The sequence below is a fragment of the bacterium genome (assembly GCA_021372615.1).
In the GTDB taxonomy this organism is placed as follows: Bacteria; Armatimonadota; Zipacnadia; order Zipacnadales; family UBA11051; genus JAJFUB01.
Window position 1 is genome coordinate 130367 of the sequence record JAJFUB010000085.1, and the last position, 20651, is coordinate 151017.

Genomic DNA, 20651 nt, shown 5'->3' on the forward strand with positions numbered 1-20651 from the left:
GGTCTCTGAAGGCTGAACCCGAGCCGCCTCCAACGAGCCGGCTGACGAGCGATTGTCTGTTTGTTGGTACCCCCACGGGGAGTCGAACCCCGGCCTACGGACTGAGAATCCGGTATCCTGACCACTAGACCATGGGGGCACCTTCAGTTGACGAGGTTGATTATAGCGGAATCGGGCCCCAGGGTCAACCCGTTTCCAGCTCTGGCTCGCATGGGGCAGTCACATGGCAGGAGGTCGGGCGGTGCAGCGCGAATATGAATGATGATAGCACCCACAACGGGAGGGATGCACCATGCGACGAGGTTTCACGCTGATCGAGCTGCTCGTAGTCATTGCCATCATTGCCATCCTGGCCGCCATTCTCTTCCCCGTCTTCGCGAAGGCCCGAGAGAAGGCACGGCAGACCTCGTGCCTCGCCAACGTCAAGCAACTGATGCTGGGCATCCTCTCCTATGCCCAGGACTATGATGAGCGGCTGCCTCTGACGCCCGACCCGGGCGCCATGTCCTACCTCTGGTGGGACCGCACGGTGCAACCGTACATCAAGAACACCCAGATCCTGCGCTGCCCGAGCGACTCCACCGGCGCGGTGGCCTACGGCTTCAACTACCGCCACACGCGCGTGGATGGCTGGGGCGGCGGCATCTCGCTGGGCCAACTGACAGCCCCGGCCGACAACTACATGCTCATGGACGCCCTCGCCCACTGCGTCTACTGCGTGTGGTGCTGGCCCGATCCCGTGGCTCAGGGACCGTACGGCAGCAACTGGTACATCGGCAACCGGCACAACGAAGGCGAGAATGTCGGCTTCTGCGACGGCCACGCCAAGTGGCTCAAGAACAGTGTCGTGGTCAGCTGGACGACGCTCAGCCGGACTGCCTGGCTGCATCCGTAGCGTCCGTCCGTCGGTCTGCGCCGCTCCTCGCCGTAGCGCGGGCGGCCTCGCCCGCGCGCCGGACAGCGGGGCGGGCGAGGCCGCCCGCCCCTACTGGGCTCCACACGTGGGACCGGGCCTGTCGGCTCTCGTCGCTACCACAAAGCACCCGTAGGACACGCGCCGCGCCCCCGGGCACCGGTTGAGCAACCGGCTCAGGCGCAGCAAGGTCGCCGGCGGTAGAATGCGATTCAGACACAGCCGGTCGGACATCACCATGGAGCCCTCGTACCCCGCGGCGCACACCGCGAACCCCGCGCCACGCACCAACTCCCGCAGTTCCGCCGGCGTGAAGGCGAACAGGTGGCCCTCGGCATCGGCCCCCTGCCCCGCCGCCGGCGTCGGCGGCCGGCGGGCATAGCTGGGCAGCCGTTCGTGGGCGAAGTCGGCGTTCGGGGTGCTGATGATCAGTCGCCCGCCGGGACGCAGGACGCGCCGCATCTCCCGGAGCGCGGCCGAGGGATCGGGGAGGTGCTCGAGAATCTCCAGCGCCAGGACGGCCGCGCAGGTCTCGTCGCCCAGCGGTAGATGCTCAGCCTGGCCACATAGGAGCGCCAGGTCGCCGCGCTCATGCTTCCGGCGGGCGTAGGCCAGGGCTCGCCACTCGCGATCCAGCCCCACGGCTCGCAGCCCCCGTTCCGCCGCCAGCAAGCTCGCATTGGCCTGGGAGCACCCGGCCTCCAGCACCACTGCCCCCTCCGGCAGGTCCGCCAGCGCCCGCAGCGCCCGCTGCAGGCGGCTGCGGTACTTCAGTGCCCACTGGCTGCGCGGATCGGCCGCGTCAATGTCGCGCCGGTCGAACTCCAGCAGCCACTCCTCGTATTCATTGGCGGGCTCGATCAGCCGGCTGTCCCTCATGTCTCTCTCGTTCGCCCCCTCGCCGACGTTTCCTGCGGCGGTCGCGCGCTTCGTCGCCCTTGCCCCCGGAGGCCCGCTGCACTATACTGGTGGCGCCGCGAAGGTCATCGCGGCCATGGCGGGGAATGGTTACCAGGTGGCTTTACTCGCACAGGGACGCTGTGGCGTGTCTGGGCTGTTTTTTCGTCTCCGTTGTAGTGATTACCGCGAGGTCTGAGGAGAAGCGCATGGAGATCCGCACCTACCGGCAGGCTGTGGTCAACGGCCTGAGATGGCTGCTGACTCAACAGGAGCCGGACGGTTCGTTCCGGCCGATCGAGCACGGCCTGAGCACCTTTCACAAGATTCCCTACGCCCTGGCGGTGACGGGGCAGTTGGAGCGGGGCGCACGCCTCTGCAGCTGGATTCAGCAGCAGATCATGGACGACGAAGGCGACTTCACCCTCCGCTTTGACCGCGAGGGGCCGCTCGCCTCCTTCTACCACTACGCCAACTCCTGGCTCATCTGCGGCGCCCACCGCCTTGGCCAGTTTGGCATGTCGCTGCGCAGCAGCGACTTCCTGTCCACCTTGCAGCACCCGCAGACCGGCGGCTTCCTGACCATCGGCCCCGCCTCCAGCCTCGACGGCATGCAGGATCTGATGACCAGTTCGCTGGCCGGCCTGGCGATGCTGACCACGGGCCGCGTGGCCGAGGCCGAGGCGACTGGCAACTTCCTCGTCTCGATGTACGACCGCCAGCCCAAGCTGGGCAGCCAGCTCCTCTTCGTGCAGCAGCGCGGCGACCACCTGGTCAACGAGTGGGACGAGTCCCAGGCTCCCGCCTTCGCCCTGACGCTGCGCGCGAACGATCAGTGGTACTTCGTCCCCGGTCTCGCCGCCGGCTTCCTGGCCAAGCTCTACGAGGTGACCGGCGATGACGAGCACCTGCGGGCCGCGCAGAGCTACATCCAGTTCGCCGACTCCGCCGGCTCGGGCCGCTACGACACCCCCAACGGCTGGTGGTTCGGCTGGGGCGCAGCGATGGTGTACGCCGTCAGCGGCGTGGCCACGCTCCGCAACATCGTCGAGGCCGTCTGCAACCAGATTGTCGAGAGCCAGATGTCCAACGGTACCTGGGCTGCGGGCACCATGGGCTATGAGCCCCCCGCGCCGATCGTTGACGCCACCGCCGAAGCCATCGTCTGCCTGACCGAGATGCTGCAGGCCCTGGTGGGCGGCGAGTAGGCAGAAGCGTGTGGGCGGGCTCTGCAGAGCCCGCCCCTCTGCACGATTGCATACACCTGTCGAAGCGACAGAGCCAACTGTCTCACACCAACCCCGGAGGAGTTCCTATGCCGACCAAGACCAGTGCCGCCAAGAAGGCGGCCCCCAAGAAGTCCGACGACCGCATCGGCTGGGGCATCGTCGGGTGTGGGGTCATCGCCCCCACCCATGCAGGCGCCGTCAATGCGTCCGGCACGGCGCGCCTTGTGGCCTGCTGTGACATCGTCCCCGAGCGGGCCAAGGCCTTCGCTGACAAGTACGGCCTGCGGGCGTACAACTCGATCGAGGCCATGCTCAAGGACGATGACATCCGCGCTGTGTCGGTCTGCACCCCCAGCGGTCTGCACGCCGAATGCTGCATGGCCGCCGCCGCTGCTGGCCGCCACATCCTGTGCGAGAAGCCCCTGGACATCAACCTGCGCGCCATTGACGCGGCCATCAAGGCCTGCGAGGACGCCAACGTGAAGCTGTCCGGCGTCTTCCAGCGCCGCACGACCCCCCAGTCCAAGAAGGTCCGCGAGGCCGTCAAGTCCGGCAAGCTCGGCAAGCTTGTGCTCGGGGATGCCTATCAGAAGTACTTCCGCTCCCACGAGTACTACGCCAGCGGCGCTTGGCGCGCGACCTGGGCGCTGGACGGCGGCGGTGCGCTCATGAACCAGGGCGTCCACGGCATTGACCTGCTGCTCTTCCTGATGGGTGACGTCAAGCGGCTGAGCGCCTACGCCCGCCGCCTAGTCCGCAACATCGAGGTCGAGGACACCGCCGTCGCGATAGTGGAGTTCGTCAACGGCGCGGTCGGCGTCATCGAGGGCACCACCTCCGTCACGCCCGGCTACGACTGCCAGATCGAGATCAGCGGCGACAAGGGCACCATCGTGCTCAACAGCGACCGCATCTCCAAGTGGGACGTCCCCGGCGATGAGGACCAGGCCGAGGAGGCCTCAGGCGGCCCCAACACCGCCTCCGACCCCACGGCCCTGACCGCCACGGGGCACACCGCCCACGTCATGGACCTGTGCGGCGCCATCAAGGAGAACCGCGAGCCGGAGATCCCCGGCCGCGAGGCGCGACGCGCCGTTGAGGTCATCAAAGCCATCTACAAGTCGTCTCGCGAGGGCGGCGCGACGGTCGAGTTCCCGCTGTCCTACGACGAGGACGGCCCCGGCATCGGCTAAGCCGTGCCCCCATTGATCGTCGAGGACGATCGCGGCCACTGCCCCAGGGCAGTGGCCGCGTTGCTTCCGCGGACCGAGACGCGGGTCGTAAGTCGGGCCAGGGGTCAACCACGGTCCCACGCCCCATCAGTGTAGTGCGGGCTCTCAGCCCGCCATCGTGCGCTCCCGGGTCCCGGCTCCCGGCTCCCGCCCCTCGGCCTTCCGGCTCGCACAAGAAAAGGGCTCCGGCCGAAGCCGGAGCCCTTCTGTGTGACTTGACGACGTGGCAGTGAACTAGAAGCCCACGGTCACGCTGCCCTGCAGCAGTTGCAGGTCCTCCAGAGCGGAGTACGCGGCCTGCTGGCGAGCATAGGTCAGGTTCGCGGTGATGCCGTCGGCCAGCTGCTTGCTGGTGCCGATAGCGAACAGCGCGTCGTACTCTTCGTCCGGGGCGCCATCCTTGGCGTCGCGGTCGAAGTAGGCGACGGTGAAGGGCACGGAGCCAATCCGGAACTCGAGGTGACCACCGAGGATGCGGTAGCCGGTCTCAACCAACGGATTGCGGAGCCACTTCTCCCACGGTACGGGGCCGCCGGCGTACGCCGCAGCGTCCACATTGGCATCCACGACTTCGTAGTACGGGGTCAGGGCCGAGTACACCGGGGCGTAGTTGACATCCGCCTCGCTGTAGTAGCCGGTCAGGCGCCAGTTGCTGCCGCGCCAGATGTCGGCCGACGCCATGATCGCCATGTTGTCGTCGTCGATGTCAGCGTCGCCGCCCTGGGGGCTAACCGCGCGCTTGAGCTGCTGGGCCACTTCCACGCGCACATCGCGACCCCAGATCTGAGCGGACAGATCAGCCGACCAGCCCTGCTCCTTGTTCACGCCGTCCTGGAGCCAGTTGAAGCCGAGGGCCCATGTCGGCCGCGCATACGCCGCGCGGGCGCTGATGTAGCCATCGTTGTAGCTCCAGACGTTCTCGAAGTTGTAGTTCCAGTCATAGGGGCCGTTCACGCCATCGGTGAACGTCCCACTGACACCGCCGCCGAACACATCAAGATCGATGTTGGTGTCGAAGACGTCCTTGACCTGCAGGCGAACGCCCTGCTGGCTCTCCCGCTCGTTGTTGACGAGCAGGCCCATGCCGTAGCTCTGGAACTGCCGACCGAAGGACCACGTGGCGGGGGTCAGCCAGGTGCTGTTGGCAACCAGCACGGCCTCGTCCAACCAGATGTTCTCGCCCCAGTTGCTGTCGACCGGCCGCTCGTACGGATAGACCGGGGTCCAGATCGTGTAGGGCGCGTCGGAGTCGCGGACCTTCAGAGCCAGGCGAGCGGACAGCGCGTCCGTGACCTTGCCCTGAACGCCGACCATCGCGGTCATGTTGTCGCAGGTGCTGTCGAAGTCGAGCTTGTCGCCCGCCAACGCCATGCGGTAGTCAATCCAGCCGAAGACCTTGGGGCCCTTGGCCTGCTCTTCGAGATAGGTGACGCGGTCCGTCAGGTCCGCGACATCATCCGTCACAGCATCCAGGTCGCCACGCATGTCCTTGAGCTCGTTCTTGAACTCGTCGCACAGCTTGTTGACCAGAGCGGCAATCTTGGCCTCGTCAACAACACCCGCCGGGCCCTGCTTGCCCTCGGGACCCGCGGGGCCCTGAGCGCCAGCAACACCGGCAGCGCCGGCCTGACCGGCCGGGCCCTGGGGGCCCTGCGGGCCCTGGGCGCCGTCCTTGCCGTCCTTGGGCGCCTGCTGCTTCACGACGTCGAGCAGCCGGCTGATGGCCATCGCGAACTCGTAGCGAGTCATCGCGCGGTCGCCCTTGAAGGTACCATCGGGGTAGCCGATGATAATGCCCTTGTCCACGAGCTGCTGAACCGCGTCATAGGCCCAGTGGTCGAAGGGGACGGTCTGCGCCGGGTTGGCAGCCTGCGCAAAGACAGGCGCCGCGACGATTACGGCCAGTACGGCAACCACAATCAGCTTCCTCATTAGCTTTCTCCTCCTTGTATTCCCTTGGGGGCCGGGGCGCCCCGAGACAACTCGGGATCGCGGGCCCCGCGGAAGGCGGACGCGGGAGGAGCGTTGCCGAAGTGACCATGTTTCCTTCGGGCTTGCTCCAGAGGCGAACCGTTCCCTCCGCTCTCCAAGCGTTGGGACCTGACGATCAGGCGGGAGTCCCTCCCTTCGGTGCCGGTGTGGACCGTCAGAACGCGAAGATACGTGTTGTCACTATCCGTCAAAGTACGCTATGCACGCCTGTTACAACCGAAAACAGGTTAGCACACCCTGTTGGCGGAAGTCAACCTCGAATCATGGCGGCGATCACGGGGGCGAAGGTGACGGCGGAGGCTGCTGGTTCCCACCTACCCCCGCGCTGTTCGTGCCCCCCGTCCCCGGTGTGTTAGACACGTCGGCGGCGCCTTCGTTGCGCCCTGGCGGCGGCTGGTCCAGCGGCCGGAAACCGCCGTAGCACAGGGCCATCTGCCACAGGCCATGCACGACCTGAGCCCCGTACTCCTCGGTCGCCGCGATCCAGTTCCGCATGCGTTGCGCCTGGCTAAGCGGCGCTGGCGCGACCGCCGGCGCCTCGACCACCCGGCCCACCTGCTGGCCCGGCTCCACTAGGCCCTGGTAGCGGTAGACGGCCCACTTGCCGCCCTCACGGGTCCCAAGGTACCGCACCTGTGTCTGCAGGGCGTCGTTGGAGACGATCAGACGCTGGTAGTATTGCGAGCGGCTGAGAATCGTCTCAGTCGTCTCTCCCCCACGCAACAGAGGGAAAAGCGAATCGGTATCAATGCTGAAGCTCAGGCCCAGCAGTATCGCCAGGACTGGCAGCGCTTTGCGCAGCAGTGGGGACCGTGGTCCCTCACCCGCCGGTGCAGCCATGTCGCACTCCTCTGGCCTCGATGTTTGCTGTGCGGACGCGAGCGCCCGTCTGAGAGAGGCGACTGCACGGGCATTATACCCAGGTGGTCGGACGCTGACAACCACCTATTGAGTGCAAATGTTACCCCGCTGCAAAAGCAGCGGGGACGGCCAGCGCGGAGCCGGCCGTCCCCGGTGTGTGATCCGGATGGCCAGGGCCTACCCGACGTTGTAGAAGACCTTGCGGCCCAGGTACCGCGACACTTGGCCCAGTTGCTCCTCGATGCGCAGGAGCTGGTTGTACTTGGCGACGCGGTCAATGCGGCAGGGCGCGCCGGTCTTGATCTGCCCGGCGTTGGTCGCCACCGCGATGTCCGCGATCGTCGCGTCGTCCGTCTCGCCGCTGCGGTGGGAGACGACGGCCGTCATGTTCGCGCGCTTGGCCATCTCGATGGCCGCCAGCGTCTCGGTCAGGCTGCCAATCTGGTTGACCTTGATCAGGATGGCGTTGATGGCCTTCAGGCCGATGGCCTGCTCCAGGTACTTGACGTTGGTCACGGTCAGGTCGTCGCCGACGATCTGGACCTTGTCGCCGATGGCCGCTACCAGCTTGGGCCAGCTCTCCCAGTCGTTCTCATCGAGACCGTCCTCGATGGAGATGATGGGGTAGCGGCTGCACAGGTCGGCGTAGAAGGCGATCATCTCTTCGCTGGACAGCTCGCGCCCTTCGCCCTCCAGGATGTACTTGCCCTTCTCAGCGCTGTAGAAGGAGCTGGCCGCCGGGTCCAGCGCGATCATGATGTCGTCGGCGGGCTTGTAGCCGGCCTTCTCGACCGATTGCATGATGACGCGTAGGGCGTCTTCATTGCTGTCGAGGTTCGGCGCAAAGCCACCCTCGTCGCCCACGGCGGTGGACAGCCCGCGGTCCTTGAGGATCTTGGCCAGTGCGTGGTAGATCTCGGCGCACATGCGCAGGGCTTCCCGGAAGCACGGGGCGCCGACCGGCATGATCATCCATTCCTGCAGGTCCACGTTGTTGTCCGCGTGCTTGCCGCCGTTGATGATGTTCATCATCGGCACGGGGAGCTGCCGGGCTGACACGCCGCCGATGTACTGGTACAGCGGCAGGCCCACGGCCACGGCCGCGGCCTTGGCCACCGCCAGCGACACGCCCAGCACGGCGTTGGCGCCGAGCTTGCTCTTGTTCTCGGTGCCGTCGAGCGTGCACATCAGCTCGTCAATGAAGATCTGGTCGGTGGCGTCGAGGCCGACGAGCTCGGGGGCGATGATCTCATTGACATTGGCGGCGGCCTTGGTGCGGCCCTTGCCGCCGTAGCGGCCCTTGTCGCCGTCCATGAGTTCGAGCGCCTCGCGCTCGCCGGTCGAGGCGCCGGACGGAACGGCGGCCCGCCCCATCGCACCCGAATCCAGAATGACGTCCACTTCCACGGTCGGGTTGCCGCGCGAGTCCATGATCTCGCGACCGGTTACTTCTACTATGGTCGTCACGTCTACCACCTCCGAATGACTGCCCTGCGCGGGACAGGACAAGACTGTTAGGACAGCACCAGGCCGACACGACCGGTCAGCGGCCCGGCAGGGCCTCACACCAGGCGTAGATATCGAACTCCGTCCACGCGGGATGGTCCGCCGTGAACTGGTAGTCGGGCACGATCTCCCGCAGTAGCCGTGGCAGCTCGACCGCATCGTCCAGCCGGTGATACGCCGCCATCAGGACAGGGGGGCGACAACGGCGCAGCGTCTCGGCCGCGCCGCGCAACACGTCGGCCTCCATGCCCTCGACATCCATCTTGATCAGATCCACGCGCTCCAGGTCGAGCTCGGCGACCAGACGGTCCACGGTGGACGCAGCCACCTCGACCGTGCCGCCGCCAAGCTCAAACGCCCCGCTATGGCCGCGACTGGTCGGCGCGAGACTCATCTGGATTATGCCCTCGGTCGCCCCAATGGCCCGGTCCACGACAGTGACATTGCGCAGCCCATTCGTCGCGACGGTCTGCCGCAGGTACGCCGCGTTCTCCGGCTCCGGCTCGCAACTGTAGACATGTCCGGTGTCGCCCACCAGCCGCGCCCACGGCAACATCGCGCAGCCCAGGTGGGCGCCCAGGTCGAAGATGACATCCCCCGGCCGCGGCCGGTGGTGCCGCAGGTACTGGCCCAGGTAGGCCACCTCGAAGTATGTCTTGATCGCCACCCGCCGCGCTCGCGCCGAGGTGCCGCAGCACAGCAGGTCACCGGTGGGCAGCGCCAACTCGGCATGGTCAGCCAGGATCCGGGTGCCCACCCCACCGACGTGTCGCTGCACCCACCCCCACGACTTGGTCAGCCGCGGGAACGAGGCGTAGAGCGTGAAACCCGGCAAGTGAGGTGCCTGCTCGCGGCTGCGCGCACGCATCGCCGCGTGCCTGACTCGTGACCTGGCCCAGCGGGCCCACGTGCGCTTCAAGTGCGTCTCCTTGGCGGGGAAAACAGAACGGGAGGCATGGCACTGCCATGCCTCCCGTAGGTGTGTGACTTACTCGCCAATCGAGCCGGCGCCGCCGATGTTCGCCTGCGCTGCGGCCAACCGCGCAATCGGCACGCGCAACGGGCTGCAGCTCACGTAGTTCATGCCGACCGCATGGCAGAACTCGACGGACTTCGGGTCGCCGCCGTGCTCGCCGCAGATGCCGACTTCCAACTTCGGGTTGGTCGTGCGGCCCTTGGTGACGCCCATGTCCACCAGCTCGCCGACGCCCTTGACATCCAGCGTCTCGAACGGGCTGACCTGGAAGATGCGCTTGTCAATGTAGGCGGCGAAGAACTTGCCCTCGACGTCGTCGCGGCTGAAGCCGAACGTCGTCTGGGTCAGGTCGTTGGTGCCGAAGGACACGAACTGCGCGATCTTCCCGATCTCGTCGGCGATGACGCACGCGCGTGGCAGCTCGATCATCGTCCCGATCATGTACTCGACTTCCACCTTCTTGGCCGCCATGACCTCTTCGGCGACTCGGTGGGTGTACTCGAAGCACAGCTCCAGCTCGCCGAGGAGGCCGACCAGCGGGATCATCACTTCGGGGATCGGGTTGAGGCCCTTCTTCTTCAACTCACAGGCGGCCTCGAAGATGGCCCGCACCTGCATCTCGTAGATCTCGGGGAACGTGACGCCCAGGCGGCAGCCGCGGTGCCCGAGCATCGGGTTCAGCTCGTGCAGGCTGGCTGCCTTGTCCTTGATCTCCTTGGCGCTCTTGCCGGTGGCGTCCGCACACTCCTTGATCGTCTCGGGGGTGTTGGGCAGGAACTCATGCAGCGGCGGGTCGAGCAGGCGGATGATGACGGGCTTGCCGTCCATGGCCTTCAGGATGCCCAGGAAGTCCTTCTTCTGGAAGGGTAGCAGCTCGGCCGCGGCGGCCTTGCGCTCCTCGACGCTGTCGGACAGGATCATCTTGCGGAACGTGAGGATCCGGTCCTCGCCAAAGAACATGTGCTCGGTGCGGGTCAGGCCGATGCCCTCGGCGCCCAGCGCGATGGCCAGGGCACTGTCCTGCGGCGTGTCGGCGTTGGTGCGCACGCCCAGCCGGCGATTGTCGTCGGCCCACTCCATGAGGCGGCTGAAGTAGACATACAGCGGGTCCTGCTGCGCCTTCTTGTTGCCCTTGAGCGCCAGGATGACGGGGCTGTCGCCGGTCGGCACGTCGCCCGGCATGACTTCGCCGGTGGCGCCGTCAATCGAGATGTAGTCGCCCTGCTTGACCGTCCGGCCGTTGACCACGAACTGCTTCTTCTTGTAGTCAATCTCGATGGCGCTGCAGCCGACGACGCACGGCTTGCCCATCTGCCGGCCCACCACGGCGGCGTGGGAGGTCTTGCCGCCGAACTGGGTCAGGATGCCCTGCGCCGCGGCCATGCCCCGGATGTCCTCGGGGGAAGTCTCGGTGCGCACGAGCACGACGCGATTGCCCTTGTCGCGCTCCTTGACCGCGTCGGCCGCGAGGAAGACGACCTCACCGGCCGCCGCGCCCGGGGACGCCGCCACGCCCTTGGCGATCGCCTTGGGCTTGGCCTTGGAGTCAAACTGCGGGTGCAGCACCTGGTCGAGCTGGTCGGGCGGCACGAGCATGACGGCGTCGGCCGGCTTGATGGCGCCCTCGTCCACCAGGTCCACCGCAATCTTCAGCGCGGCTTGCGCCGTCCGCTTGCCGTTGCGGGTCTGCAACATGTAGAGCGTGCCCTTTTCGACCGTGAACTCCACGTCCTGCATGTTCTTGTAGTGCTTCTCGAGCTTCGCGCAGATGGCGATGAACTCGTCGTAGACCTTCTTGTTCAGCTTGCGCAGCTCGGCGATCGGCATGGGGGTGCGGATGCCGGCCACGACGTCTTCGCCCTGCGCGTTCTGCAGGTACTCGCCGTACATGACCTTCTCGCCGGTCGCCGGGTCGCGGGTGAACGCCACGCCGGTGCCGGAGTCATCGCCCATGTTGCCGAACACCATCGTCTGCACGTTGACGGCGGTGCCCCAGTCGTGGGGGATCTTGTTCATGTTGCGGTACGCCACGGCGCGGTCATTGTTCCACGAGCCGAAGACCGCGCGGACGCCGGCCATGAGCTGGTCGCGCGCATCCTGCGGGAAGACATGCCCCAGGGCCTTCTTGTAGACGCCCTTCTCCAACTCGACGACCTTGCGCAGGCCGGCGGCGGACACCTCGGTGTCCTCCTTGACGCCCTCTTCGGCCTTGACCTGGTCGAGGCACTCCTCGAAGGCATGGCGCTTCACGCCCATGACCACATCGCCGAACATCATGATGAGCCGGCGATAGGCGTCGAAGACGAACCGCTCATTGCCAGTGGCCTTCACCATGGCCTCGGCCACGACGTCATTCATGCCGACATTGAGGACCGTGTCCATCATCCCGGGCATGGACTCGCGGGCGCCGGAGCGGACCGAGACCAGCAGGGGGTTCTTGGGGTCGCCGAACTTCTTGCCCGTCTGCTTCTCGAGCTCGGCGGTGCAGCGATCAATCTCTTTCTCCAGGCCGGCGGGGAACCTGTTGCCGGCCTTCGTGTAGAGGATGCACTGCTCGGTCGTGACGGTGAACCCGGAGGGCACCGGCACACCCAGCGTCTTCATGATGTTCAGGTTGGCGCCCTTGCCGCCAAGCAGGTCCTTGAGCGCCTTCCCTTCCTTCTTCAGCTCCGCCGCCAACTTGTTGGCGTCGTCCGTAAACATGTACACCGGCTTGTACTGTGCCATCTACATCCTCCCAGTATTCGGTACACCTGCGCCGGGGGAGGCGTCAGGAGTGGTTCCAGCACTAGCTCACGCGCCGGCCCCATGGCTACGCGGGCTCACGCGCAAGGGTCTGACACGGATGCGCGTATCGGTCACCACTGCGAAGTGGCCCTCGCCAAGCCTCGCGAGTTCAGGCATCGCCCGCCGCAGGATTGGCAGATTCGCAGTCATGTCGTCACTGCTGAGTCGCAGCAGAATGATGCCAATGGGGGCAAGCCCACGGGCATACACCAACTCGCCAAAGTCTTTGTCGGCGGTCACGAGCACACGGTGTTCTGTGACCGCAAGCTGCAATACCTCAGTGTCCGGCCACTGCCGATGGACGTCCTGGCCCCATGCCACGTCGTGCCCCAGTTCTCTCAGGGCCTCGACGAACTCGCGCTCGATGTTCTCATCGGCCAGGAGCCTCATGCGCCGTCCTCACGCCGTGGTGACCAACTCGTCCAGACTCACCGCATCGGAAGCATAGGTGAGGGCCGCCAGCACATCTTCGGCTTGCAGCTTCGGGTAGCTATGGAGGAGTTGCTCCATCGTGACGCCGTTGCCGAGCTTGCGGAGGATGAGCTCGACGGTGATGCGAGTGCCAGCAACAACAGGCTTGCCCATCATCACGTCCGGATCACGGGTGATGCGTCCCTGCCAGCTCATGGTTGACACCTCCTACAGTTCCAGCTCCACCCGCTCCTCACTCACCAGCCGCCGGTACTCCTCCCGCTTGTCGCGCGCCACCGGCCGCTCTGCGATCTGTAACACCTCATACACGCTGACCCACATCCCCAGCTTCAGCGTGATCATCTGCCCCACCCGCACCTCGGTGCTCGGCTTGGCCGGCTTGCCGTCCAGCTCGATCAAGCCCGCGTCGCAAGCCTGCTTGGCGCGCTCCCGTCGGGGCACCAGGCCGGTGGTCTGCAGGTACTTGTCCAGTCGCATCAGGCTCCGCCTCGCTCCTCCGCCTTGGCCCGCTCCCACAGTACATCCATCTCGTCGAGGGTCATGTCCGCCAGGCGCCGCCCCTGGGCCTGCGCCTGCTGCTCGACGCTGCGGAACCGCGTGCTGAAGCGCCGGTTGGCCTCGCGCAGAGCACTCTCGGGCTCCACCTTCAGGAACCGCGCGACGTTGCAGATGGCGAAAAGCAGATCGCCGATCTCATGGGCTGCTTCGGTGGGGTCCTCGGCGGCCTGGACTTCGCGCAGCTCCTCGTGGACCTTGTGCCACGGTCCCTGGATCGTCTGCCAGTCGAAGCCGACCTTGGCGGCCCGCTTCTGCAGCTTGTCCGCCTGCTGGAGCGCCGGCAGCTCCCGCGGCACGCCGTCCAATGCCGATGTCCGCTCCCGGTGCTCCTCCTCCTGGCGCTTGAGGCGCTCCCAGTTGGTCAGCACCTCATCCGCGCCGTCCACATGTACGTCACCGAAGACGTGCGGGTGACGGTACTCCAGCTTGTCGCTGATCTTGCGGCAGACGTCCTCGATGTCAAAGTCCCCGCGCTCACGCGCCAGCTCAGCGTGGAAGACCACCTGCAGCAGCAGGTCGCCCAACTCGCCACAGAGCCGTCCTAAGTCGGCGTCATCTACGGCGTCGAGTACTTCGTAGGCTTCTTCGAGTAGATAGGGGCGTAGTGATTCATGGGTCTGCTGGGCATCCCAGGGACAGCCTCCGGGGCCGCGCAGCTTCGCCATGATCTCCACCAGGCGATCGAATTGTCTCATGTCACAAGCGCCACCGACGACCGCCCGGAGCCCGAGCGGTCGTCAGAGAGATACTATACCATACACTGCGCCAGGAATGCTACACCTGAGTTGGCGCTTTGCGCTCACTGGGCCGGTGGCGCCTCGAACATCCGGCTCAGACCCTGGTAGCGCGGATCCACGATCTTGATCTGGGCGGCCCGGCCGAGTTCCCCGATCAGCGCCGGCACCTGCTTGGCGCTGGCTGCCAGGTACGCCTCCCGGACGTGGTCCTTCACCTGCGCGAAGTCTGCCTCCTCAGCCGCGTGCCGCTGGTCCAGCTTCACGATGCGCCAGCCGTCGTCGGTCTGGATGGGCTGGCTGACCCGCCCCACGGCCAGCGCGGCGACGGCCTGCCGCAGAGCCTCGGGCTGCATGTCCGCCAGAGCTTCTTCGGGGCGGACGCCGCCCTGCTCGCGCGTCTCGGTCGCTACAGACTGCTCGCGTGCCAGTCTGGCGAAATCGGCCTCGGTCTTGATGAGCCCGCGCACCCGCCGGGCCTTGGCCTCGTCTCGCAGCACGATCTCGGACAACACGACCGTCTCCGGCCGCCCGAACTGCTCGATATGGTCATCGAAGAACTTGCGCACCGCCGCGTCTGAGGTGTCCACGCCCTTCTCGGCCAGGCGCTTCACCTTCAGGCTGAAGGTCAGATAGCTGCGCAGGTCGGCCTCGGTCATGCCTTGCTGGGCCAGGAAGGCCTGCCACTGCGCCTCATTGGGCGCCTGGGCCTTCATCTGGGCGATCGCCGCGTTGACCTCGCTGTCACCCAGCTTCAGGCCGGCAGTGTCGAAGGCGTCCTCAATGAGGCGGCGTGCCATCAGATCAGCCAGCACACGCTCACCCCCGGTCTCTTCGAGGCGGCGGTACAGCTCCGCCCGTGTGATGGCCCGGCCGTTCACCGTGACGACCGGCTGGCTCAGATCCATCGCGGTCTCACCGGGAGCGCCAAAGGCTACTCCGGCTGCGAGCAACCCGACGAGCGATACTCCCGACAGCACAACTGCCCAGGCCCGCGTGATGGTGCGCAAGGCACTCACCTCTTCTTCCTGATATGCGACCGCGTCTCCCGATGTCTCCACCCCTGGCGACGTGTCGGGATGAAGAGGCGACAGTAGGGCAGGACGACTCCCCTGCCCTACTATGTTCCGTCCTGGATTGTGGCGTGGCCTACTGCGTCTTGGCGGGCGCCGGAGCCGCCGGAGCGGCCGGGGCGGCCGGGGCGGCCGGCTGTTGCCCTGCCGCCGGGGCTGCGGGAGCCGCGGGAGCCGCCGGAGCCGCCGGAGCCGCCGGAGCCGCGGGCTGCTGCCCTGCGGCCGGAGCGGCCGGCTGGCCGCCCTTGGTCTCCCCGAACGTGGGCAGCGCCTGCGGCGGACCGAACATCCGGTTCATCTCCTGGTACTTGGGCAGCAGGACGCGCACCCGCGCCGTCTTGCGGAGTTCCTCGATCATGTCCTGCACGCCCTTGGCGTGGGTGAACATGTAGTGCTCGCGCACCTTGTCCTTGACCTTGTCATACTCCGCCTTCTCGGCGGCCTTGCGCTGCTCGAGTTTGACGATGTACCACACGTTGTCGGCCTTGATCGGTTGGGTGATCTGACCGACCTGCAGCCCCATGACGGCCTGGCGCACCACACCGGGCTGGATCTGGGCGAGCGGCTCTTCAGGCCTCATGCCGCCACGCTCCCGGGTGAAGGTCGAGATGGAGTACTGCCGGGCGAGGTTGGGGAACTGCGCCGCGTCCTTGAGCTGCGAGCGAATCTGGTCGGCGCGCGCCTTGTCGTTGACCACGATCTCGGACAGCCGCACGGTCTCCGGCCGGCCGAACTGTTCGCGGTTCTCCTCGAAGTCCTTGTGTAGGGCCTCGTCGGTGACCTTGACGTCCTTCTCGGCCATCCGCTTCACCTTCAGGTTGAAGGCGATGAAGTCATGGAAGTCGGTCTCGGCCATCCCCTGCTGCTTGAGGTACGCCTGCCAGTCGGCTTCACTGGGCGCCTGCTTCTTGGCGTTGGCGATCTCGGTGGCGATCTCCTGCTCGGTGACCTTCAGCCCCGACTTGTTGAAGGCGTCGGTCAGCAACTGGCGGGCGATGAGGTCCGCCAGCACCCGTTCCCCTCCTGCCTGTTCGAGCCGGTCATAGAACGTCTTCTTGGTGATGCGGCTGCCGTTGACGATCGCCACCGGCTGGTTGGCGCATCCCACGACCGTGAGCACCGCTATCGCTGCCAGTGCCGCTGACAACGACCGCCGGATCATATGCAAGATTATCGCCTCTTTCTGTGGGTACGGTAACAGGAGGGGGCCGGCTCGTCGCCGGCCCGCCGTGCTACGGATCCGCCGCGGAGCGACGGATCGCATGGCATTATAGCAAAGCGCCCATCAGAACAGAACAACCATTTCTGGTGGGCCAGGAGTTCCGGCACGGTGGACGGGGGCTGGGGGCCGTCACGGAGCGGCATGGGCGCGAACGCGGTGCGGCACCAGTTGCGAACGCGACGGCCCCGACAGCTGCCGGATCAGGCGTGGCAGCCGGCTCACCACCTGATCCAGTGCCAGGAAGGCCGCCGCCCCGTGAGCCAGCAGGTGACGGGTCACGACCGGGTCTTCGTACAGGCTGAGCACGATCACGGGGGTCAACGGGTGCAGGTGGAGCGCACTCTCAAGCTGCGACACGTCGCGCATGTCCGGCAGGCCGGCCGTCAGGATGACGACCTCATTCGGTCCGTCGGAGCCGGCGTGCCGTGGCGCGCAGGCATGGCAGAGCGTCACCTGCAGGTCAGTTTCCTGCGCCAGCAGGCCGGCCACGATCCGGGCGGCACGGGGGTTGCGGGCGGGACACACGATCACTGGTACGGGCATGGGTCGTGTCCTGTGGCAGCGCCGGCTGCGGTCTCCCACTGATGGCGCCGCCACCATGTTCTGACACTGGTGTAGCCCCTGGTGGCAAAGGACGCACCTGACCGCCCTCAGGGCATCCCTGTTCTCTCCATCTGGAGTATACCCTGATCCCGCATTGCGTCTCTCTCATGTTTTGCGCAACAACAACCGTCAACCCACCCGTAGCTCGCGGTGGATCGCGGCCCGCAGGCGCGCCGTGGCCTGCGTGTGGATCTGGCACACGCGGGATTCCGTTACCCCCATGATCTGACCGATCTCCTTGAGTGTCAGCTCCTGCTCATAGTACAGACTCATTATGGTACGTTCACGTTCTGGAAGCCCCCCCACCGCCTGTGCCACCAGCCGCCGCAACTCCGCCTTCTCCACGATCGCCAGCGGGTCGGCAAAGTCCTCGGACGGCTCGCCCGGAGCATAGTCGCTGGTCTCGTACGGCTCCTCGCCCGCCAACAGCTCTTCCAGCGAGGCCACCGAGGCCGTGCTGGCCTCCGACAGGAAGCGATGGTACTGCTCCAGCGTCATCTCCATCGCCTCGGCGACTTCCTCTTCCTCGGGGGCCCGGACGAGCTGCGCCTCCAGTTGGCTGACGACCTCGGCCAACTGCCGCAGGCGCCGCCGCATGCTACGCGGCGCCCAGTCCTTGGCCCGCAGCGACTCCATGACCTCCCCACGCACCACCGTCGTCGCGTAGGTCTCGAACTTCACCCCCCGCCCGGGGTCGAAGCGGTCCACGGCCTTGATGAGCCCGAGGATGCCGGCCGACACCAGGTCCTCGCGGTCCACGTTGGCCGGCAGTTGGGTGCTGATCCGCCCCACCACGTACTTGACGATGTGCACGTGGTCGCGAATGGTCTGCTCGCGCAAGGCGGGCGTGCCGCACCAGGATACTGCCACCTGCGAGGTCGCGGGTGGCCTCAGGGCCACTGCTGCCAAGGCCATCAACTCCCCGCCGCCGGTGCCGCCACCGGACCGGTCTCGTATTCGGGCAGCGCGCCCATGCTCAGCACTTCGGTGAGCGGCAGCAACTCGCCCGCGCGCACCACTGCCACCACGGCGCCCGCTTCCCGTGCCAACTCCGCCACCGCCGGCCGCAGCTCAGGCGGACACAGGACTACGGCCCCCGTGGCCGACTCCGCATGCTGCCGCTGGGCCCGGCGCAGCGCCTCGCGCCAGTGCTCGGCCCGCTCGGGGGGCAAGGCCACCGCCGCCCCGTCGCCCGCCGCCTGCATAGCGGTCCGCAGCTCCTGCTGCATCCCCTCGGTCAGTGCCAGCGCGCAGAGCGTTCCTTCGGGCGCCACCAGCCGCGTGATGGTCCGCTGCAGTGCCGGGCGCACGCGCTCGGCCAGGTCGGCCGCCGGCCCCGCCTCCGCTATCGCCTCCAGCAGCGATACGCGCTCCACAAGCGGCACCCGCTCGGCCAGCAGCGCCCGACCCACCTGCCGCAACTCCTGCTCTGTCAGGCCGGCTGCCTCGTAGGCCCGCGCCACGGCCGGATGGCTCACGCGCACCATCTCCAGCAGTTCGTGCGCCCGCTGCAGGTCGAACAACTCGGGGGCCGCCCCCGACAGCGCCGACCGCACGTACAGCGCCAGCGCTTCCCGCGGCGACAGCCGCTGCGTCCCGTCCTCCGCACCAGGATCGTCATCGGCCTCGCGCAGCCACGTCGCACGGCGGCCATCGGGCAGGACGACCTGCTCGCCCTCCGGCAGTGCGAGGCTTCGGGCAGGCGCCACGGCCAGTTGCCGTCCCGGCCGCAGCGGAGCCTGCGCCAGTACGGCGCCGTTGAGGGCGATGGCGAAGTCATGCGGCGGCAGCGTCGGGTCATCACTGACGACGAACGTCGGCACAGCGAACCCCAGTTCATCGGACAGCGCCACACGCTGCCGGTTCAGCCACTGGATCAGGTCCGGCTGGGCCGTCAGCGACAGCAGGCCGGCGCCCAGTCGCAACTGCAGCGTCACGGGGGGCTCGGACGCCGGTGCTTCAGGCACGCGCCGCTTCGTGGCATAGTACGCCAGGCCGCCGACGGCGGCAGCGCCGATCAGCAGGGGCGCACGGCCTGCGCCCGGCGCCAGGGCGACGGCCAGCAGCGCCACGGCGACCGTGACCAGCAACCCGGGTTGCAGCAGCACCCGGCCGAGGCTCCCGGCGGCATCGGCGGCCCGGGTGCGCGACAGCACCACGGCCGCGCCGGCCATCGTGAGCAGTCCCGGAGCCAGCACGACGATCCCCAGCCCCAGCGAGAAGACGACGGCCTCCGTCCAGCCCAGCGCCGTCGCCCCGCCCGGCGCCAACGCCGCCAGGGGCGCCACGACCACGATCACGGCGACCGCCAGCATCTCACCTCGCAGGAAGCGCGCGGCGCCGTCCATCGCCCCGTAGAAGGCGTTCTGGGTCTGCAACGCCTCGGCCCGGGCCGCCCCGGCCTCCGCCTCCAGCCGGCCACTGCCCAGAGCCGCGTCCAGCGCCATCTGCTGCCCCGGCAGCGCATCCAGCGCAAAGCGCGCCGCCACCTCCGCCAGGCGCATGAGCCCCAGGCTCAGGACCACGTACGAGGTCAGCATGAGCAGCCCCAGGGCGACGACACCACCAATGGGGTTCTCGCCTGCGGACGTCAGCATTCCCCCCAGCGTCTGCGCCAGTGTCCCGACGGTGCCGTAGGCCAGCAGGCTGCGCGCCGCCGCCAACGCCAGCGCCACCCGCACCATGCTGCCCACCACCAGCACCCCCGGCAGCGACGGGAAGCCCAGCGGCCCCTCCGCCGACAGTGCCACGAGCAGCACCGCCAGACCGAAGGCCAGGCTCGCGGTCAGGAGCAGGTCGAGCACGAAGGGCGGCAGCGGCAGCAGTAGCACCAGCAGCGCCAACAGGCCCGCCAAAGCCACCAGGTGCTCGCGCGACCAGCGCACCCGCTGCAGGGCACTCCCATTCATTACTTACGGTCTCCTTCGCAATCGGTGCTGCAGCCACTCACTGACCCGCCGCCGCTTCAGCCACGCCCCCTCGGTCTCCCGCCGGTCCTCCAGCATCTCGCGGTGGCTCATCTGCGCCCGGCTCAGGTAGCTCAGCCGTGTCGCCACACCATGCAGGATCGCCACCGCCACCAGCACCGCCAGCCAGCGCCACCACAACGCCAGCGCCCCCGACGATCCGCGGGGATCGGGCCATGCGGTCTGTGCCGACAGCCCCTGCAGCCAACTGCGGAGCAGCACGGCAAGTGCGCACAGAGCTAATAGGCCCAACCAGAACGACATCACAGAGAAACGGGGACGACTTGCGCCGGCATCGTGAGTCATCGGCAGATACATCTGTTTACTTGAGCGTTGCACAACGCCGCCCTGGGCGATCTGAGCCAGGAGGGCCACCCCCATTGCCCCCAGGGCCACCAGTGCAACCGCGAGTCCGCCCTGCAGCAGCCGCGTCGCCAGCAGCCCCGGCAGCGCCGCTGCCTCTACCATCGGGCGCTGCAGATCCTGCGCCAGCAGGCCCGCGAGCCAGCCGCAGAGCCTCCCGCCCAGCAGCACCAGCCCGCCGGTCGCGGCCACGATCGCCACGGCCGCCGTCACGGCCGCACTCGCAGGGCTGAGCCCCGTCTGGCGCAGTCGCTCCAGCCGCCGGGGCGTCGCAGGATAGCGCTTGATCTCGTCGCTCATGGCCTCC

18 protein-coding genes, 1 tRNA gene and 3 pseudogenes are annotated in these 20651 nt (G+C 67.3%); 4 read left to right on the forward strand and 18 right to left on the reverse strand.

Annotation, left to right across the window (positions count from 1 at the left end):
* Positions 1-64 precede the first annotated feature (64 nt).
* A tRNA-Glu gene (locus tag LLH23_12480) sits at positions 65-139 on the reverse strand.
* Positions 140-292: 153 nt separating this feature from the next.
* On the opposite strand from LLH23_12480, the pseudogene LLH23_12485 reads away from it, so the two are divergent.
* Positions 293-481 (forward strand): annotated as a pseudogene (locus LLH23_12485) (DUF1559 domain-containing protein).
* Positions 482-688: 207 nt separating this feature from the next.
* Entirely contained in the window at positions 689-895 is a 207-nt protein-coding gene (locus LLH23_12490; protein MCE5239293.1) for a hypothetical protein, read from the forward strand.
* Positions 896-985: 90 nt separating this feature from the next.
* Here the strand turns inward: LLH23_12490 and LLH23_12495 are convergent, their stop codons facing one another.
* Positions 986-1792, reverse strand: a complete 807-nt coding sequence (locus LLH23_12495; protein MCE5239294.1) for a class I SAM-dependent methyltransferase — start codon at positions 1790-1792, stop codon at positions 986-988.
* A gap of 227 nt (positions 1793-2019) precedes the next feature.
* On the opposite strand from LLH23_12495, the gene LLH23_12500 reads away from it, so the two are divergent.
* Positions 2020-3018: a hypothetical protein gene (locus LLH23_12500; protein MCE5239295.1), complete on the forward strand. Its 999-nt coding sequence runs from the start codon at positions 2020-2022 to the stop codon at positions 3016-3018.
* 107 nt (positions 3019-3125) lie between these two features.
* The gene (locus LLH23_12505; protein ID MCE5239296.1) at positions 3126-4232 is read left to right on the forward strand and encodes a Gfo/Idh/MocA family oxidoreductase; all 1107 of its coding nucleotides are present in this window, start codon (positions 3126-3128) and stop codon (positions 4230-4232) included.
* A gap of 1596 nt (positions 4233-5828) precedes the next feature.
* On the opposite strand, the pseudogene LLH23_12510 reads toward LLH23_12505, so the two are convergent.
* The 16 genes and pseudogenes from LLH23_12510 to LLH23_12585 all read right to left on the reverse strand — a co-directional run bounded on the left by LLH23_12510 (position 5829) and on the right by LLH23_12585 (position 20644).
* A pseudogene (locus LLH23_12510) lies at positions 5829-5948 on the reverse strand (collagen-like protein).
* Between the two features lie 51 nt (positions 5949-5999).
* Positions 6000-6203, reverse strand: a pseudogene (locus tag LLH23_12515) (S-layer homology domain-containing protein).
* A gap of 333 nt (positions 6204-6536) precedes the next feature.
* Complete coding sequence (locus tag LLH23_12520) at positions 6537-7103, reverse strand: hypothetical protein (GenBank protein MCE5239297.1); 567 nt, start codon at positions 7101-7103, stop codon at positions 6537-6539.
* A 198-nt stretch (positions 7104-7301) separates the two neighbouring features.
* Positions 7302-8591, reverse strand: coding sequence for a phosphopyruvate hydratase (eno, locus tag LLH23_12525; GenBank protein ID MCE5239298.1), 1290 nt, complete (start codon positions 8589-8591; stop codon positions 7302-7304).
* A 76-nt stretch (positions 8592-8667) separates the two neighbouring features.
* Complete coding sequence (locus LLH23_12530; GenBank protein ID MCE5239299.1) at positions 8668-9465, reverse strand: FkbM family methyltransferase; 798 nt, start codon at positions 9463-9465, stop codon at positions 8668-8670.
* A gap of 153 nt (positions 9466-9618) precedes the next feature.
* Positions 9619-12333 (reverse strand): pyruvate, phosphate dikinase, encoded by a 2715-nt coding sequence (ppdK, locus tag LLH23_12535; GenBank protein ID MCE5239300.1) that lies wholly within the window; start codon positions 12331-12333, stop codon positions 9619-9621.
* A 66-nt stretch (positions 12334-12399) separates the two neighbouring features.
* Complete coding sequence (locus LLH23_12540; GenBank protein ID MCE5239301.1) at positions 12400-12783, reverse strand: DUF5615 family PIN-like protein; 384 nt, start codon at positions 12781-12783, stop codon at positions 12400-12402.
* Positions 12784-12792: 9 nt separating this feature from the next.
* The gene (locus tag LLH23_12545; protein MCE5239302.1) at positions 12793-13020 is read right to left on the reverse strand and encodes a DUF433 domain-containing protein; all 228 of its coding nucleotides are present in this window, start codon (positions 13018-13020) and stop codon (positions 12793-12795) included.
* A 12-nt stretch (positions 13021-13032) separates the two neighbouring features.
* Positions 13033-13302 (reverse strand): RNA-binding S4 domain-containing protein, encoded by a 270-nt coding sequence (locus tag LLH23_12550; protein MCE5239303.1) that lies wholly within the window; start codon positions 13300-13302, stop codon positions 13033-13035.
* Entirely contained in the window at positions 13302-14078 is a 777-nt protein-coding gene (mazG, locus tag LLH23_12555) for a nucleoside triphosphate pyrophosphohydrolase (protein MCE5239304.1), read from the reverse strand. Before mazG ends, LLH23_12550 begins: the two co-directional genes overlap by 1 nt.
* Positions 14079-14182: 104 nt before the next feature.
* Positions 14183-15127, reverse strand: coding sequence for a peptidyl-prolyl cis-trans isomerase (locus tag LLH23_12560; protein MCE5239305.1), 945 nt, complete (start codon positions 15125-15127; stop codon positions 14183-14185).
* A gap of 139 nt (positions 15128-15266) precedes the next feature.
* Positions 15267-16352 carry a peptidyl-prolyl cis-trans isomerase gene (locus LLH23_12565; GenBank protein MCE5239306.1) on the reverse strand — a complete coding sequence of 362 codons (1086 nt, stop codon included), beginning with the start codon at positions 16350-16352 and terminating at the stop codon, positions 15267-15269.
* A gap of 189 nt (positions 16353-16541) precedes the next feature.
* The gene (locus LLH23_12570; GenBank protein MCE5239307.1) at positions 16542-16955 is read right to left on the reverse strand and encodes a hypothetical protein; all 414 of its coding nucleotides are present in this window, start codon (positions 16953-16955) and stop codon (positions 16542-16544) included.
* Between the two features lie 189 nt (positions 16956-17144).
* The gene (locus LLH23_12575) at positions 17145-17915 is read right to left on the reverse strand and encodes a FliA/WhiG family RNA polymerase sigma factor (protein MCE5239308.1); all 771 of its coding nucleotides are present in this window, start codon (positions 17913-17915) and stop codon (positions 17145-17147) included.
* A gap of 14 nt (positions 17916-17929) precedes the next feature.
* Positions 17930-19924 (reverse strand): FHIPEP family type III secretion protein, encoded by a 1995-nt coding sequence (locus LLH23_12580; GenBank protein MCE5239309.1) that lies wholly within the window; start codon positions 19922-19924, stop codon positions 17930-17932.
* Positions 19925-19927: 3 nt separating this feature from the next.
* Entirely contained in the window at positions 19928-20644 is a 717-nt protein-coding gene (locus tag LLH23_12585; GenBank protein MCE5239310.1) for an EscU/YscU/HrcU family type III secretion system export apparatus switch protein, read from the reverse strand.
* Between the last annotated feature and the right edge of the window lie 7 nt (positions 20645-20651).

Coding starts and splice junctions, on each gene's coding strand:
- LLH23_12490 (MCE5239293.1), top strand. CDS start 689: ATGGACGCCCTCGCCCACTGCGTCTACTGCGTGTGGTGCTGGCCCGAT.
- LLH23_12495 (MCE5239294.1), bottom strand. CDS start 1,792: ATGAGGGACAGCCGGCTGATCGAGCCCGCCAATGAATACGAGGAGTGG.
- LLH23_12500 (MCE5239295.1), top strand. CDS start 2,020: ATGGAGATCCGCACCTACCGGCAGGCTGTGGTCAACGGCCTGAGATGG.
- LLH23_12505 (MCE5239296.1), top strand. CDS start 3,126: ATGCCGACCAAGACCAGTGCCGCCAAGAAGGCGGCCCCCAAGAAGTCC.
- LLH23_12520 (MCE5239297.1), bottom strand. CDS start 7,103: ATGGCTGCACCGGCGGGTGAGGGACCACGGTCCCCACTGCTGCGCAAA.
- ppdK (MCE5239300.1), bottom strand. CDS start 12,333: ATGGCACAGTACAAGCCGGTGTACATGTTTACGGACGACGCCAACAAG.
- LLH23_12540 (MCE5239301.1), bottom strand. CDS start 12,783: ATGAGGCTCCTGGCCGATGAGAACATCGAGCGCGAGTTCGTCGAGGCC.
- LLH23_12545 (MCE5239302.1), bottom strand. CDS start 13,020: ATGAGCTGGCAGGGACGCATCACCCGTGATCCGGACGTGATGATGGGC.
- LLH23_12550 (MCE5239303.1), bottom strand. CDS start 13,302: ATGCGACTGGACAAGTACCTGCAGACCACCGGCCTGGTGCCCCGACGG.
- mazG (MCE5239304.1), bottom strand. CDS start 14,078: ATGAGACAATTCGATCGCCTGGTGGAGATCATGGCGAAGCTGCGCGGC.
- LLH23_12565 (MCE5239306.1), bottom strand. CDS start 16,352: ATGATCCGGCGGTCGTTGTCAGCGGCACTGGCAGCGATAGCGGTGCTC.
- LLH23_12570 (MCE5239307.1), bottom strand. CDS start 16,955: ATGCCCGTACCAGTGATCGTGTGTCCCGCCCGCAACCCCCGTGCCGCC.
- LLH23_12580 (MCE5239309.1), bottom strand. CDS start 19,924: ATGAATGGGAGTGCCCTGCAGCGGGTGCGCTGGTCGCGCGAGCACCTG.
- LLH23_12585 (MCE5239310.1), bottom strand. CDS start 20,644: ATGAGCGACGAGATCAAGCGCTATCCTGCGACGCCCCGGCGGCTGGAG.